The organism is Streptomyces sp. NPDC056734 (assembly GCF_042790455.1).
In the GTDB taxonomy this organism is placed as follows: Bacteria; Actinomycetota; Actinomycetes; order Streptomycetales; family Streptomycetaceae; genus Streptomyces.
On the sequence record NZ_JBHTZD010000030.1, the window covers coordinates 13,256 to 28,413 of the forward strand.

The following is a 15,158-nucleotide window of genomic DNA, read 5'->3' on the forward strand; positions in this document are numbered from 1 at the left end:
CATCGCACCACGAGGAGATCACTCCGTGTCCGAAACCACCGCCACCGCGGTTGCCCTCGACCTCACGCCGGCCCAGCTGGCGCCCTACGTCCAGCACACCAAGATCGACCCGGACGCCACCCGCGACGCCATGGTGGCCCATGCCCAGGAGGCGATCACCCACGGGTTCAACGCCGCCATGGTGCCCGCCTCCTGGATCACCGTCGTGGCCGCCGAACTGCGCGGCACCGGGGTGGAGCTGGCCTCCGCCCTGGACTTCCCGACCGTCGGCGTGATGACCAGCGCCGGCAAGGCCGCCGAGGCCGCCGAGATCGCCCGGCTCGGCGCGGACCAGCTGGACATCGGCGTTCAGCTCGGCTGGCTCAAGAGCGGGCGCTACGACGACTTCCGCGAGGACATCGCGGGCGTGGTCCGTGCCTTCGGCGGGCCGGTCAAGGTGATGCTGGAACTGCCGCTGCTGACCGACGCCGAGAAGGAGGCGGCCGTCGAACTCGCGATGGAGGCCGGCGTCGCCTTCCTCAAGAACGCCAGCAGCGGACAGATCGAGACGGCGAACCCGACCAGCGTTCGCTACCTTGTCGACCGGGCCCGCGACGGGGTCAAGGTGAAGGCGTCGGGGGCCATCAAGACCTACCCGCAGGCCCTGGAGCTGCTGCGCGCGGGTGCCTCGCTGCTCGGCACCAGCGCCGGTCTGGCGATCATCACCGACACCGGTGACGCGTCGACCGTCAGCTACTGACCGGCGTCCCCCGACCGGCGGTCACCTGACCGGCCGCCGTTGCCGTGCCCCGGCCGACTACCGTGGCCGGGGCACGGTGTCACCCGCCCGGAGCGGCACCCGTCCTTGACGAAGACCCGAGCAGCCGACGAGTCCGAGCAGTCCGAGCAGCCCGAGCAGCCCGAGAAGGAGACACGACGAACGTGACGGCCGACAATGGGGGACTTCCGGAGATCCAGCGTGATGTCCCCACGGCGATCCACGCGCAGATCTCGGAACACATCCGGCTGCGCATCGCCAGTGGTGAGTGGCCGGCGCACTACCGCCTCAAGAGCGAGCTGGAACTGGCCGACGAGTTCGGCGTCAGCCGCGGCACCCTGCGCCGGGCCCTGGCCACCCTGATCGAGGAGGGCCTGCTGAGGCAGGTGCGCGGGCGCGGCACGTTCGTCACCTCGACGACCATCGAGCCCGCCATCGCCCAGAAGCTGAGCACCCTCTCCGAGGACTTCGCCAGCCAGGGCGTGGTGACCACCACCTCGGTGCGCGAGTGCTCGCTGATCGTCCCGCCGCGGCCCGTCGCCGCCCTGCTGGACGTCACCCCCGGCACCCGGGTGCTGCGCCTGGTCCGGGTCCGCAGCACGGGTGAGGGCCCGGTCGCCCTGCTCTTCAACTTCGTACGCACCGATCTCGCGCCCGGCATCGAGGAGGTCGACTTCACCACGTCCAGCCTCTTCGGCGTCCTGGAGGGCACCTACGGGCTGAAGATCGCCACCGCCCGCCGAACCTTCAGCGCGGAGGCGGCCCCCGCCGATGTCGCCGAGGCCCTGGTGCTGAGCGAGGGCGCGCCCGTGCAGTACCTCCAGCAGGTCACCTATCTCGCCGACGACCGGCCGGTGGAGTACTCGGACGTCTGGATCCACAGCGGCCGGCTGCGGGTCACCTCGCTGCTGCTGCGCCGCTGAGCCCCAGGGCGGGGCCTGAGCCCCAGGGGGCCGGGCTGAGAGCCTCGGGGGGCCGGGCTGAGAGCCTCGGGGGGCGGGGCCGGGCCCCGCCCCCCGAGGACGGGATCAGCCCTTCCCCAGGATCTCGTTCATCCGCTCGATCTCGGCGGACTGGGAGGAGATCACGGCGTCCGCCAGGTCCAGCGCGGGCTGGTAGGCGCCGTCCTGCTTCTCCGCCCCGGCCATCTCCACCGCGCCCTCGTGATGCTTGACCATGAGGGTCAGGAACGCGGTGTCGAACGCCTGCCCGGACGCCGACTCCAGATCGGTCATCTCGTCGTCGGTCATCATCCCGGACATGTCGTGCCCGTCATGACCGGCGTCCGCGGCGGGCACCTCCTCGCCCCAGGCGGTGAGCCATCCGGACATGGTCTCGATCTCCGGGTCCTGCGCCTTCTTGATCTCCTCGGCGAGGGCCTTGACCTCTTCGGAACCGGCCCGGGTGGCCGCCAGGTCGGCCATCTCCACGGCCTGCCGGTGGTGCGGGATCATGCCCTGCGCGAAGGCGATGTCGGCGGCGTTGTGCTCGCCCTGCGAGGCCGACGCGGACGTTTCGGCCGAGGTCGACGCCGAGGCCGACGCCGAGGCGCTGCCCTCGTCGTGGCCGCCGTGCGCGGAGGAACCGGCGTCGCCGTCCCCGGATCCACAGGCGGCCAGAACGAAGGCGGCGCCGGCGGTGCCGGCCGCCATCGCGGCACGGCGGAAGAACGTACGGTGTGCGGTCATGCTGCTGGAACTCCTTGTGCTGCGCGCCACTACGGGCGCGAGGGGATGTGGAGACAGACCGGAGCACGGCAGCCGCGCCCCTTTGGGCGGGGGAGGCCGTGCGGGTGTCTCTAGATCCGCAGGAGTTGCAGTTGCGCCAGATCGGGCGGCGCCCGCCCGCTGTCCGTGGCGACGGCGGCCCGGCCGGGCGGCACCAGCGGAGAGGCCGCCGGTTCGAGGGCCGGCGCGAGGGCGGGAGTGGCGTACGAGGTCGAGACCCCGCTCGCGGCACATGTGACATCGGCGTGCCGCGCATGCCCGGACCCACCGTCACCGCCGGTGGCCCACGTGCAGTGGACTTCGTGGGGGGCCGGGGCGGTGGGGGAGGGCCCGGCCTCGGCCCCATGCCCACGGGTCTCCGGGACCGGCTGGGCGGGGATCTCGCGGATCTGCTGGACCGGGTGGGTGGCGGTCATCGCGCGGATCTGCTGGACCGGCTCGGGGGCGGTCATCGCGCGGGTCTGCTCGAACGGCCGGGCGACCGTATCGCCGCCTGTCTGCCGCACCGGCTCGCCCGTCCGCTGGACCGGCCGGACGTCGGTCGCCCCGCCGGTGTTGTGGAGTGGCCGGGTGGCGGCGATCTCGCCCGTCCCCTGGACCGACCGGGTGGCGGTAGCCGTGCCCGTCTGGACGGGCTGGGCGAGGGTAGCCGTGCCGGTCTCCTGGAGAGGCTGGGCGGCGGTGGTCTCATGCTCGGTGTGTGACGCGGGCACGCCTCCCGGGACCAGCCCATGCATGGCGAGCACCCCCGCCAGCACCGCGAACACCAGCAGCAGCACCGCACGCCCAAAGGGGCGTCGGCTGGTTCGCTGCGGGGTGCTGGTCACGGGGGCCATAGTAGAGGCCGCGTGCGCCGGGGGCGGGCGGCGCCCCGCCGGAGGGCCCGATCGGCGCAGGGTGAGGTCCGTAGGGTGTCACCGGCTCACCCACACCCGACGGACGGGACCAAGCCCGGACCCGCCACCACCACCCCCCGACCCCGACGCCCGAGGGAGACCACCCGTGACCGACACCAGCCCCCTCCCCGTCACTCCCGTCACCCCCGACGACATCCGCGCCGCCGCCGCCCGGCTCAACGGCGTCGCCCATCGCACCCCCGTCCTGCGCTCCCGCACCCTGGACGCCCTCGTCGGCGCCGAGGTGCTGCTGAAGTGCGAGAACTTCCAGCGGGCCGGCGCGTTCAAGTTCCGCGGCGCCTACCACGCCGCCTCGCGGCTCACGCCCTCGCAACTGGCCCGGGGCATCGCCGCGTACTCGTCCGGCAACCACGCCCAGGCCGTCGCCCTCGCCGCCCGAGAACTCGGCACCACCGCCGTGATCGTGATGCCCACGGACGCGCCCGCGTCCAAGCGCGCGGCCACCGAGGGATACGGCGCCGAGATCGTCCCGTACGACCGCTACACCGAGGACCGGATCGCCATCGGCGAGGCCCTCGCCGCCGAGCGCGGACTCGCCCTCATCCCGCCCTACGACCATCCCCATGTCATCGCCGGACAGGGCACCGCCGCCCTCGAACTCCTGGCGGACACCGGCGAGCTGGACGCGCTGCTCACGCCCGTCGGCGGGGGCGGGCTGATCGCGGGCAGCGCGACCATCGCCAAGGCCCTGCACCCCGGCATCCGGATGATCGGCGTCGAGCCGGAGGCCGGTGACGACACCAGGCGGTCCCTGGAGGCGGGGCGGCGCATCGAGATCCCCGTGCCCCGCACGATCGCCGACGGTCAGGCCCTGCACACACCGGGCGAACTCACCTTCTCGATCAACCGGCGTCTCGTGGACGAGATCGCGCTGGTGAGCGACGACGAGATCCGCGCGGCGATGCGGTTCGCCTTCGAACGGCTGAAGATCGTCATCGAGCCCAGCGGCGCGACCCCGCTGGCCGCGCTGCTCGCCGGGCGCACGGCCCCGCTCACGGGCCGGATCGGGGTGATCGTCTCGGGCGGCAACATCGACGCGGAACGCTTCGCGCGGCTGTGCGGGGAGGGCGCTGAGCTGTCCGGGGAGGAGTGCCGGAAACGTTCATGAACGCCTGCGGCTGCCGGACGCGCCCGCCCCCGGTCGCGTTGCCGGATGGCCATCTCCAGAGCGTCCAGGACGAAGACGGTCTCCTTCACGGTGGCCGCCGACCAGCCGACAATCCGGCGGGAGAAGGTGTCCACGACGAACGCGACGCAGACGGTCGCGGACCATGTCTTTACATGGGTGAAGTCCGCCACCCGGCACCGGTTCGGGGCGGCAGCGACGAAGTTGCGGTCGACGAGATCGGGGGGCCGCCCGGCCTGCCCGCCGGGGATCGTGGTGATGACGCGCTTGCCGCGCACCGCGCCCTGGATGCCGATCTCGCGCATGAGGCGCTCGACGGTGCAGCGGGCTGCTTCGTGGCCCTGCCGCTTCAGCTCGCGCCAGATCTCACGGGCCCCGTGGACACGGTGGTTGGACGTGCAGACCTTCTGGATCCGCTCCTTGAGCTCCTTGTCGCGCACGGAACGGGCTGAGGGCGCTCCGAGACGTTTCTTGTGGGCGTAGTAGGTGGAAGGGGCGATCTTGCAGTCGCGCTCGGTGAGCGTCCTGCAGATCGGCTCGACCCCGCCGAAGCGGTCCCGGTGCTCGTCGATGAACGCCACGAGCGAGGCAGTGGCCGGTCGAGCCCGGCCGCGAAGAAACTCGCCGCGGCCTTCAGCATGTCGTTTCGCCCGCTTCAGCTCGGCGTTCTCCTTCTTCAACGCCCTGAGCCGGGCGGACTCCTCCGTCGTCGTCCCCGGCCGCGACCCCGCGTCGATCTCTTGCTGCTTCACCCAGTTCCGCAGCGTCTCGCGGGAACCGATGTCCAGCTTGTCCGCGACCGCCTGCAAGGCGGCTGTCTCATTCGGGTGGTCACCGCGGACTTCGGCGACCATGCGCACCGCGCGACGGCGCAGCTCAAGCGGGTAACGGGAGGGTCGTGCCATGACTCAATCCCTACATGGAATCGAGTCTCTACCTGACACGGGGCGGTTCAAGATGCGGGAGCCGCGCAATGCCCTCCCACACCGGACGAAGGAGCGGCCCGGTCACGCGGACCCTGGGCCGGACCCGAATCCCGCGTTCCGGGTCGGTGCCTTGCTTCGTCCCGCCGCGATCAGTGCCCGGACCGCCGCGGCCGGGTCGCCGTCGGTGACCAGCGAGGTGCCGACCAGGATCGCGTCGGCGCCCAGCGCGGCGTAGCGTGCCGCGTCCGCCGGGCCGCGCACTCCCGACTCCGCGATACGCACCATGTCGGCGGGCAGCCCCGGGGCGACGCGGCCGAACACCTCAGCGTCGATCCGCAGCGTGCGCAGATCCCGCGCGTTGACGCCGATCAGCCGTGCCCCGGCGGCCATGGCCCGTTCGGCCTCCGTCTCGTCGTGCACCTCGACCAGCGCGGTGAGCCCGGCCTCGCCCGCCGTGGCCAGCAGTTCGACCAGCCGTGAGCCAGTGAGCGTCGCCACGATGAGCAGCACCAGGTCCGCGCCATGTGCTCGGGCCTCCCACACCTGATACGGCTCGACGACGAAGTCCTTGCGCAGCACCGGCACCCGTACCGCGTCGCGCACGGCGTCCAGGTCGGCCAGCGAACCGGCGAAGAGGCGTCCCTCCGTGAGTACGCTGATCGCCGCCGCGCCCGCGTCGGCGTATCCCGCGGCGAGAGTCGCGGGGTCGCCGATCGGGGCGAGTCGGCCGAGCGTCGGGCTGGACCGTTTGACCTCCGCTACCACCCGCAATCCGGCCGGAGAGCGCAGCAGCGCCGCGGCGTCGAGGCTCGGCCCGGCTGCAAGGGCCTGCTCACGCACCTGAACCAGGGGAACTGATCGGCGCCGCGCAGCGAGGTCCTCCCGTACGCCTTCAAGGATCTCGTCGAGCACGGTCATCGCCCACCTCGCGACGGCGTCGCCGTGGGTCCTGCCAGGGCCCGCAGAAACACCGCCGGGTCCTGCTGCGGGCCCTCGATCACCGGCCCGCCGCCGAACGCGAGGCGCGGCACGGTGGTGATGCCCAGGTCGCGGGCCCGGGCCAGCTCCGCACGTACCTCGGCCACCCCCTCGTCGGAGCCGAGCACCCGGGCGGCACGGTCGCGGCCCGCATCGGCCCGCTCCACATACCGAAGGAGCCCGGAATGGTCGGAGAGATCGGCGCTGTGGGTGAAGCAGGCGGCGAAGAACAGATCCTCCAGCCGGCTCTGCACCGGGCGTCCGAGGGTGCGGCCCGCCCACCACAGGAGCCGGTGTGCGTCAAAGGTGTTGACGGCGAAGCCGGTGGCGTTGCGAAAGGCGATGCCGTGGCGGGGTCCGGCGGCCGTGACCTCCTGGTCCATGAGCGCGGCGCGCTCGGCGCCGTACTTGTCGGCCAGCCACGTCAACATCGGGACGGGTTCGGCGGGGTGTTCACCGTCAATCAGGTACGGATGCAGTACCACATGCGCGTCGTCGCGGCCGGACGCCGACAGGGCCAGCTCGAAGGTGCGCTTGGTGATGTAGCACCAGGGGCAGGACACATCGGACCAGATGTCGATTCTCATCGCGGGCCTCCGGCACCGGTCGGGACGGCCAGGGAGGGGCGGCTGTTGACCGTACTCGGGTCGAAACCGCCCAGTCGTGCGAACTCTGCCGAGACGGCGGCGAGTTCGTCGCCGGGAAACACCTCGGTCACCTTCGTGAAGCCGTCCGGGGCACGTTCATGGGCCAAGTCGATGACCACCTCGGGGCCGCGTCGCCGGGTGCTGGCCTGGATCCGGGTCAGGGCGGGGAGGCGTTCGGCCTCGTAGGCGGTGAGGGCGGCGGGGATGTCGTCCTTCAGGGCCAGCTCGCGGGCGAGTACCCGGGCGTCGACGATGGATTGGGTGGCGCCGTTGGAACCCATCGGATACATGGCGTGGGCGGCGTCACCGAGCAAGGTCACGGGCCCTTGTGTCCAGCGGGGCAGCGGATCACGGTCGACCATGGGGTACACGTACGCCTCCCGGGCGGTGCTGATCAGGGCCGGGACGTCAAGCCAGTCGAACGCCAGGTCCGCGAAATGGTGCAGGAATGTCTGCGGGGCGATGGCCCGGTTCCAGTCGGCGCCCGCGATCTCTGTCCCCGGATCGACCGCGCGCGCCACGGCCCAGTTCATCAGGACCGCACCTTCGGGGCCCGTCGGCGGGGACATCGGATAGACGACCGCCCGTCGCCGGTCGTCCCCCGCGATGATCATCGACGTGCCGTCCAGGAACGGCGGGGCCACAGTGGTGCCGCGCCACACCACGAGCCCGTTCCACGGCGGTGCTCCCTCGCCGGGATACAGACAGGCCCGCACCCGCGAGTGGATGCCGTCCGCGCCGATCAGCGCGTCCGCCACGGCCAGGCTCCGCCCCCCGGCGGCCGGATGTTCCACCCGCACCTCGACCCTGCCGTGCGCACGCCGGGTGAACCCCTGTACCTGGGCGTCGGTCACCAGGGAGCCGGGTCCGAGTCGGTGCCGTACCGCCTGTGCCAGCACGGCCTGGAGCCGACCGCGGTGCACGGACAGCTGTGGCCACCGGTACCCGGCCGCCTCCCCGCGCGGTTCCCGCCAGATGAGCTGGCCGTGGCGGTTGTAGTAGCTCAGGCTCCCGGTGGGCAGGGCCACCTCCAGCAACTCGTCCAGCAGGTCCAGCTCGGCGAGTTCCCGGACGGCGTTGGGCAGGATGTTCAACCCCACGCCGAGCGGCCGGATCTCCGGCACCGCCTCCAGGACCCGTACTCCGCGAACCCCCGCGGCGTGCAGGCTCAGTGCCGTGGTCAGGCCGCCGATGCCGCCGCCCGCGATCAGCACGCTCATGCCGACCTCCGGTCGGGACTGCCGGCGGCCGGGCCATGGGGGCGCCGGGTGAGCTGGGAGGTGGCCCGGGTGAGGTCGATGATCTGGCGCAGCAGATCGACGCTCGCGCCGCCGCTGCCCACGGGGTAGAGCCGCAGGTCCGCGTCGTACGCCTTGCGGGCGATGCCCAGATGCCGGCCACGGAAGACGGTGATCACCCGCAGCAGCCGGGCCAGGGCCTCGGTGGACTGCCGCAGATACGGCATCCTGCGCTCGGCGCCCTCCGGGTCGTCGCCATAGGCGGCCACCAGCCGGGTCACCACCGACGGGATGCCCGTCCAGCGACCGTACAGCTCACGCCAGCGAGGCAGGCTGTAGGGCACCGAGTCGCGCAGGAACTCCTCGTATTCCGGCTCGCTGTTGTCGGCCGCCCAGATGGCCTGGTCGATCAGCCACAGCGGTACCTGCGCTGCGGCGGGCCCCAGCAGCACCCGCCCGTCGACGGTGATCTCCTCGAAGTAGGCACGCAGATCGCGGGCGAAGAACTCGGGGCCGACGTTGGCCACCACCATGTTGATGGACAGGACCATCGTCTCCATATGGGTGGTGAGTTCATCGGTCAGTGCCGCGAACTTGGGCTCGTCCACCTCGGTCCGGCTCAGCCGCTCGGCGAGTTCCAGCCCTTCGCGCAGATGAGGGAAGACCATCCGCACCGACTCCTGGAGATACGCCTCCTGGATGTCGCCGGTGTACATGCGCTGACGGCCTCCGGAGGGGTTCCAGGTGCAGTAGTGGTGCACGGTGTCCCGGGGCACCATGTCGGTGCGCCGTCCCAGCTCCACCAGCACCCGCTCGACCTCCGGTACCAGGGGCACCGGCTCCGCACCGTGGCGCTTGATGGACCCGAGGAACATGCCCAGATCACGCATGGCCGCCACACAGGTCTCGGTGGAGTAAGCGGCGACGTCGTCGAGGGCGGGCACCAGCAGGCGCAGGGCGGCCACCAGGGCGGCCACGTCGGCGCGTTCGTTCTGGATTCGCAGATCGGACAGGGCTCTGTCGGCGGCGAGCGGGTCCAGTTCCCGGATCGCCGCCGTGCGTATCGAACTGCCGAGATCGATGTCGTAATTGCGGGTCATCACAGTCTCCAAGGGGAGTCATCAGATGGGTCATCGCTCCGGACACTGGCCGGCGGCTGCCGGAAGGCATGCGGGCACACCGTGTCGTCCGGTACTGGGCGACGCGGTCGGCGCGGCGAGGAGCGGATGAGGCGAAGAAGGGGGTGGAGAAGTAGCAGAGCAACCGTGTTACGGAGCAACGGAAATGGGCTCGCGCGCCAGGACATGGGGGGAGCGGGCGGGGCCCGCGGGCCTGGCGGAGGGGTGGGCGGGGCGCGCTACGGCGCCGTGGTACGCCGACCGGGTGCCCGCGCCGCCTCCTCGCCGCAGTCCTGCCGCCGGTCCTGCCCGGGGCCCGGTCGGTGGCCTGGTCCGGCCCACTGGCGCAGCACCAGGTGCACATTGGTCCCCGCCATGCCCTGGCCGTTGACGGCCGCGAGTGCGAGCCCGTCCGCCGGGATGGGCAGCGGCTGCGGGGAAGTGGGCACCCGCAGGGGGAGGCGGTTCCAGTCGACGAGCGGTGACGGAGTCTCGAAGTGCAGGCTGGCGGGCACCTGCCCGTTCTCCAGACACAGCACCGTCTTGATCAGGCCCGCGACCCCGGCGGCGGCCTCGCAATGGCCGATGTTGGTCTTCACGGAGCCGACGAGACAGGGTCGGCCGGGTGGGCGGCCCTCAGCCAGCACCTCGGTGAGGGCACCGAGTTCGACCGCGTCGATGCGGGTGCCCGTGCCGTGCGCCTCGACGTATCCGATCTCGCCCGGAACCACGCCCGCGTTTCTGTAGGCACCGCGCATGGTTCGTTTCTGTCCGTCGCGGGACGGGGTTGTGACATGTTTCTCGGTGGCGCCGTCGTGGCTCATGGCACCACCCAGGATCACCGCGCGCACCGGATCCCCGTCGGCCACGGCCCGGTCGAGCCGTTTGAGTACGACGACCCCGACGCCGTCGGACCGGACGAACCCGTCCGCCATCGCGTCCCCGAAGCGGCAGCGTCCCGCGTGGGAGAGCACCCCCGCCTGCTCGAACGCTTGGGTCGCGGCCATACCGAGCAGCAGATTTGCACCGCCGGCCAGGGCGAGGTCTGCTTCGCCCGCGCGTAGCTGGACACAGGCGAGGTGGATCGCGGCCAGCGAGGTGGCCTGCGCACAGTCCAGTGTGATGCTGGGCCCGTGCAGGCCGAGGTGGAAGGAGAGCCGGCCGGCCAGCATGGCCCGCTGGTGCCCGCCCACCAGTTCGACGAGGGTCGGCGCGGTGTTCCGGTCCGCCCGCAGGCGTTCCCAGTGGTCGGCGCCCGACTGGCCGACCACCACGGCTGCAAGGCTGCCGGCGAACCGACGCGGGTCGTGCCCCGTGTCGGCGAGCGCCTCCCAGGCTGTGACGAGCAGCAGCCGCTGCTGCGGGTCCATGGCAGTGGCTTCCTCGTCCGGGATGCCGAAGCGACCGGCGTCGAACTGCTCGACGTCGTCCAGGAACCCCCCGCGCCGCCCGCCAGGCGGCAGGACCGTGCCCGCCGCGAAGCGGTCCGCGGGTGCGGATCGTGTGGCGTCCCCGCCCGAGGCGAGCAGTTCCCACAACCGGCCGGGCCCGTGGGCTCCGGGCAACCGGCATCCGATCCCGATCACGGCGATCGGTACTGCCCCTGTTCCGTCCTCGCGCGAACCGATGTGGCCCGGCATTGTCTCCCCCCTTGTGTGTCGACCGATGAGCCGTTGCCGGGCCGCTGATGTGCCCGGCAACGGGTGTGGGTCACTCGGCGGGCCGGGCCCAGTTCTCCCAGGGCTGTGCCTTGATCCACTCGACGACCGGCGTGAGCCGGATCCCGAGCGTGGCCTCCACCTGCGCGGGCGACGGGGCGAGGAAGTCGCCCGCCCGGCCTTCGCCGACGTAGTGGTAGACCCCCGCCACACCGGCCGCCGCCGGCGCGCCGATCGCCTGGCCGAGGCCTTCCTCGAACCGGGCCACCTCCAGTGGGACATAGCCGACGTCCCGCCCCAGGGCCTGCCCGAACGCCGCCGCCAGCTCCGGGCCGGTGAGAACATCGGCCCCGCCGACATCGAGCACCAGCCCGGCCGGGACCTCCTCGTCCAGGGCCCGGACGAGCACCCGAGCCAGGTCGTCGTGGGACATCCAGGCCACCGGCTGCTCGGCGGGCAGCGGGTAGGCGAGCACCCCGTCGTTGACGATCGCCGGGCCGTTCCACGGGCTGAACAGATTCTCCAGGTAGACCGGCGGACGGATCACGACGGCGGGCACCGGGCACGCGAGCAGCACCTCCTGGGCCCGTCGCCGGGTCTCCAGGCCCGCGTACGGTGTCGTCTCGGCGGGCACCGGGACGTTGGCGTTGTAGACCAGCCGCCGTACCCCCGCTTCCTGGGCGGCCTCGGCGATGTTGTGCGCGTACCGGCTCACCACCTCGGGGTCGTACTCCAGGGGCATCACGACGATCGCGTGGGTGACGCCCGCGAAGGCGGCCCGCAGTTCCCCGGTGCTCCCGAGGTCGCCGCGCACCGGGGTGACTCCGGGGGTCGGGGACGCCGCCGCTTTGGCCTCGTCCTGGACGAGACCGCGCACGTCGTGGCCCTGAGCGGCGAGCAGCCGGGCGACCGCGCCTCCCTGGAAACCGTTGGCCCCTGTGACCAGGACGCGTTTGCGGTGCTCTTCTGACATGTCGTGCCTCTCCCTTTTCTGTGGGGGTGTGAGTGAGGGTGTGGTCGGGTGGGCCGGGCCTGGTGTCGGCGGCCCGGGCGACGCTGGTCAGGACACGGTGTGTCCCCGGCCGGCGGTGCCGGTGGTGCTCGTCCCGTGCCCGTGCGATGGGTTCGGTGGCCCCGGCGCCTTCTGCGGTGCGGGCAGCCGCAGCCGCAGCGTCAGCAGCAGACCGAGGGCGGCCGGTACGGCACCGACCAGCAGGGCGGTGGAGAAGCCCTGGGTGAGCGCCGCGTCCTGGGCCGCGCCGGAACCGCCGGTACGGGCGGCGGCGACCCCCGACAGCACGGCCAGCCCCAGGACCGACCCGAACTGGAGACTGGTGTTGACCAGGCCGGACGAGAGTCCGGCCTCCTCCTCGCGGGTGTCCACGGTGGCCGCGACGTTGGTGGTGATGGAGACCAGGGGCAGCCCAAGGCCCAGCACCAGACTCGCGGGCAGGACGTCCACCACGAAGGAGCCGTCCACCGACAGCAGTGACTGCCAGATCATCCCGACCGTCACCAGCGCGAAACCGGCACACATCAGCGTGCGCAGCCCGAACCGCCCGATCAGCCGGTCGGCGAGCGAGGCCACCGTGATGACGACCAGGCACAGCGGCAGCAGGGCGAGTCCCCCCAGCACCGGTTCGTAGCCCAGCACGGCCTGGAGATAGAGGCTCACCAGGAAGAACATCGGGAACAGTGACATCTGCCAGAGCGCGGCCAGCAGGTTCGCCAGCCGCAGCGTCGACCGCCCCAGCACGGAGAGTGGGACCAGCGGATGCGGCACCCGCCGTTCGATCAGCGCGAACGCCGCCAGCAGCAGCACGGCGGCGCCACCCGGAGCCAGAGTCGCGGGCGAGCTCCATCCGGCTTCACCCGCGTTGACCACCGCGTAGGCCAGCAACCCCAGGCCGGTGGTGACCGTGACCGCTCCGGGCACGTCGACGCCCCGCGCACCGCGGCGAGCCGTCCCCGGCGGCAGCAGCCGCGGCACCAGCATCATCAGCGCGACGCCGGCGACCACATTCAGGGCGAACGTGGACTCCCAGCCCAGCCAACTGGTGAGCACCCCGCCGAGCACCGTGCCCGCGGCGCCCCCGGCGCCGGCCATCGCGGCGAACACGCCGAGCGCCCGGTGCCGCTCGGGGCCGTCGTCGAACAGCGTGAGCACCAGGGCGAAGGCCGCCGCTCCGGCCATGGCCGCGCCGACGCCCTGCGCTGCACGGGCGGTGATCAGCAGGGCGGCGCTGTCGGCCAGCGCACCGAGCAGGGACGCCACCGTGAGTACGGCGAGACCGGAGAGGAACACCCGGCGCTGGCCGAGCAGATCCGCCGCCCGTCCGCTGAGCAGCAGCAGCCCGCCGAAGGAGACCAGATACGCGTTGGCCACCCAGGACAGCGCGGCGGGTGAGATGTCCAGACTGCTGCCGATGGACGGGGCCGCCACATTGATGATCGAGGTGTCCAGGAGCAGCACGAACTGGGTCGAGGCCAGCAGCGCGAGCGCCCGCCCGCGGTCACCGGAGGCCATCGAGCCCCTCCGAGGAACCCGGCAGATCGTCCAGCTGGTAGCCATCCAGGCAGGACTGGGTGAACGCGGCCAGCAGGTCGGGGTCGCCGTCGCGCACGAGGCTGGGCAGGTAGACGTGCGGGGCGCCGTGGTAGAAGCGTTCGTACTGTTCGTGCCGGGCCGCGAACTCGGAGCCCAGCGCGTCCCAGGCGAGCTTCAGCAGTTTGATCCGCTTCTCGGCCGGCGTGCCGGGGGAGCGCACGTACTTGGCGACCAGCGGGCCGAGTTCGGGATGGTTCAGATCGTGCCCGGAAGCCGGGAGCTGGATGAGCCCGCCGCCCGCCAGCAACTTGATCTCTGCCAGCACCTTTGGATAGAGGTCACCGGCCATGGCCCGGTGGGCGGAGGCGATCTCCCGGTTCAGGTGCACCGCACCGCCTTCACCGGCCACCCGCTCGTATGTGGTCTCGGCTGCGATCACCATCGACTTGGCGATGTTGAGCCAGCCGATAAGGCGCCCGATCTGCATCTGCACCGGCGGAATGCCGTAGGTGTTGTTCGAGCGGGTGACCAGGATCGCCAGGCCGGTCAGGAACTCCAACTTGGTCCAGAAGCGAGTGGCCGCCTGATGGACGAAGTTGGCATACGCCGGGGTGAACCACCACATCTTGAATGTGGTGTCGACATCCCGGTAGGTCAGCACCCGCTCCCAGGGCACGAAGACGTCGTCGCAGACGAGCAGCGCGTCGTTCTCGTCGAATCGGGCCGAGAGCGGGTTGTCGAACACGCTGCGGGCCTGGGCCTCGTACGACGTCCGGGAGATGAACTTCAGCCCTGGGGTGTCCAAGGGCACGGAGAAGCACAGGGCGTACTCCACGTCCTGGGGCTGAAGCGGTTCGATCGTGCCGACAATGATCTCGTCGCCGAACACCGCGCCGGTGCCGATCATCTTCGCGCCGCGTACCACGATGCCGTCGTCGCGCTCCTTGACGACCCGTACATACAGATCGTCCTCCTCCTGCTCGCTGGCCGCCCTGGTCCGGTCAACCTGCGGGTTGGTGATGGTGAACGCTTGGTAGAGGTCGCCCTCGGTCATCCGCCGGTAGTACGCGGCGAGGTTGTCCCGCCCGTCGAAGCCCTGCCCGGCGAAGACGTCCGGCGTGGAAACGAAGCCCGCGGAACCGGAGGCCATGTAGTCCGGGGAGCGGCCCAGGAAGCCGAAGCTGGCCTCCGACCAGGTCTTGAAGGCCTTGCGGCGCGCGACGAGTTCGCCCTGGGTGCGCGGGACGTGGTAAGCGCGCAGCATCGCACGATCGGCTCCTGCGGGACGCACGGTCAGCACGTCCCGCAGCCCCGGCTCCCGCGCCAGGTCGTAGAGGTGAGCCAGGGAACGGGCCGTGTTGCGGAAGGCGGGGTGCTCGGTGACGTCCTTGACCAGCTCACCGTCGAGCCATACAACACGGCCGTCGCGTAGGGATTCGAGGTACTCCTGGCCGCTGCGGGTCATGTCTCTCCTGGTGAACAGTGCGATGAATGAGTAGGCAGATGGCTGGAGCGGCG

At 71.6% G+C, this 15,158-nt stretch carries 13 protein-coding genes and 1 pseudogene; 3 read left to right on the forward strand and 11 right to left on the reverse strand.

The genetic code is table 11. The features are described 5' to 3' along the window. Positions 1 to 25: 25 nt before the first annotated feature. Both deoC and ACFRFC_RS33270 read left to right on the forward strand, forming a co-directional pair. A complete protein-coding gene (deoC, locus tag ACFRFC_RS33265; RefSeq protein WP_382692523.1) occupies positions 26 to 739 on the forward strand; it encodes a deoxyribose-phosphate aldolase in 714 nt (237 codons plus the stop codon). Positions 740 to 921: 182 nt separating this feature from the next. After that, positions 922 to 1,680 carry a GntR family transcriptional regulator gene (locus tag ACFRFC_RS33270; RefSeq protein WP_382692522.1) on the forward strand — a complete coding sequence of 253 codons (759 nt, stop codon included), beginning with the start codon at positions 922 to 924 and terminating at the stop codon, positions 1,678 to 1,680. A 105-nt stretch (positions 1,681 to 1,785) separates the two neighbouring features. On the opposite strand, the gene ACFRFC_RS33275 is transcribed toward ACFRFC_RS33270, so the two are convergent. Both ACFRFC_RS33275 and ACFRFC_RS33280 read right to left on the reverse strand, forming a co-directional pair. Then, positions 1,786 to 2,445, reverse strand: coding sequence for a DUF305 domain-containing protein (locus tag ACFRFC_RS33275; protein ID WP_382692521.1), 660 nt, complete (start codon positions 2,443 to 2,445; stop codon positions 1,786 to 1,788). A gap of 110 nt (positions 2,446 to 2,555) precedes the next feature. Continuing rightward, entirely contained in the window at positions 2,556 to 3,311 is a 756-nt protein-coding gene (locus tag ACFRFC_RS33280) for a DUF6153 family protein (RefSeq protein WP_382692520.1), read from the reverse strand. 175 nt (positions 3,312 to 3,486) lie between these two features. On the opposite strand from ACFRFC_RS33280, the gene ACFRFC_RS33285 reads away from it, so the two are divergent. Next, positions 3,487 to 4,509 carry a pyridoxal-phosphate dependent enzyme gene (locus ACFRFC_RS33285; protein WP_382692519.1) on the forward strand — a complete coding sequence of 341 codons (1,023 nt, stop codon included), beginning with the start codon at positions 3,487 to 3,489 and terminating at the stop codon, positions 4,507 to 4,509. Positions 4,510 to 4,550: 41 nt separating this feature from the next. Here ACFRFC_RS33285 and ACFRFC_RS33290 read toward each other — a convergent pair. The 9 genes and pseudogenes from ACFRFC_RS33290 to ACFRFC_RS33330 form a co-directional block, all read right to left on the reverse strand. Continuing rightward, positions 4,551 to 5,432 (reverse strand): annotated as a pseudogene (locus ACFRFC_RS33290) (IS3 family transposase); the annotation flags it as partial. A 102-nt stretch (positions 5,433 to 5,534) separates the two neighbouring features. Next, positions 5,535 to 6,371 (reverse strand): indole-3-glycerol phosphate synthase TrpC, encoded by an 837-nt coding sequence (gene trpC / locus ACFRFC_RS33295; RefSeq protein WP_382692518.1) that lies wholly within the window; start codon positions 6,369 to 6,371, stop codon positions 5,535 to 5,537. Further along, positions 6,368 to 7,018 carry a DsbA family protein gene (locus tag ACFRFC_RS33300; protein WP_382692517.1) on the reverse strand — a complete coding sequence of 217 codons (651 nt, stop codon included), beginning with the start codon at positions 7,016 to 7,018 and terminating at the stop codon, positions 6,368 to 6,370. Before ACFRFC_RS33300 ends, trpC begins: the two co-directional genes overlap by 4 nt. Continuing rightward, entirely contained in the window at positions 7,015 to 8,298 is a 1,284-nt protein-coding gene (locus ACFRFC_RS33305; protein WP_382692516.1) for a flavin-dependent oxidoreductase, read from the reverse strand. Before ACFRFC_RS33305 ends, ACFRFC_RS33300 begins: the two co-directional genes overlap by 4 nt. Continuing rightward, positions 8,295 to 9,416: a monodechloroaminopyrrolnitrin synthase PrnB family protein gene (locus tag ACFRFC_RS33310; protein WP_382692515.1), complete on the reverse strand. Its 1,122-nt coding sequence runs from the start codon at positions 9,414 to 9,416 to the stop codon at positions 8,295 to 8,297. Before ACFRFC_RS33310 ends, ACFRFC_RS33305 begins: the two co-directional genes overlap by 4 nt. A gap of 257 nt (positions 9,417 to 9,673) precedes the next feature. After that, a complete protein-coding gene (locus tag ACFRFC_RS33315) occupies positions 9,674 to 11,074 on the reverse strand; it encodes a polyketide synthase (protein ID WP_382692514.1) in 1,401 nt (466 codons plus the stop codon). A gap of 70 nt (positions 11,075 to 11,144) precedes the next feature. After that, a complete protein-coding gene (locus tag ACFRFC_RS33320; RefSeq protein WP_382692513.1) occupies positions 11,145 to 12,065 on the reverse strand; it encodes an SDR family oxidoreductase in 921 nt (306 codons plus the stop codon). Positions 12,066 to 12,152: 87 nt separating this feature from the next. Continuing rightward, the gene (locus ACFRFC_RS33325) at positions 12,153 to 13,619 is read right to left on the reverse strand and encodes an MFS transporter (RefSeq protein ID WP_382692512.1); all 1,467 of its coding nucleotides are present in this window, start codon (positions 13,617 to 13,619) and stop codon (positions 12,153 to 12,155) included. Next, positions 13,606 to 15,105, reverse strand: a complete 1,500-nt coding sequence (locus ACFRFC_RS33330) for a 4-hydroxyphenylacetate 3-hydroxylase family protein (RefSeq protein WP_382692511.1) — start codon at positions 15,103 to 15,105, stop codon at positions 13,606 to 13,608. The genes ACFRFC_RS33325 and ACFRFC_RS33330 overlap by 14 nt, the downstream gene beginning before the upstream one ends. Between the last annotated feature and the right edge of the window lie 53 nt (positions 15,106 to 15,158).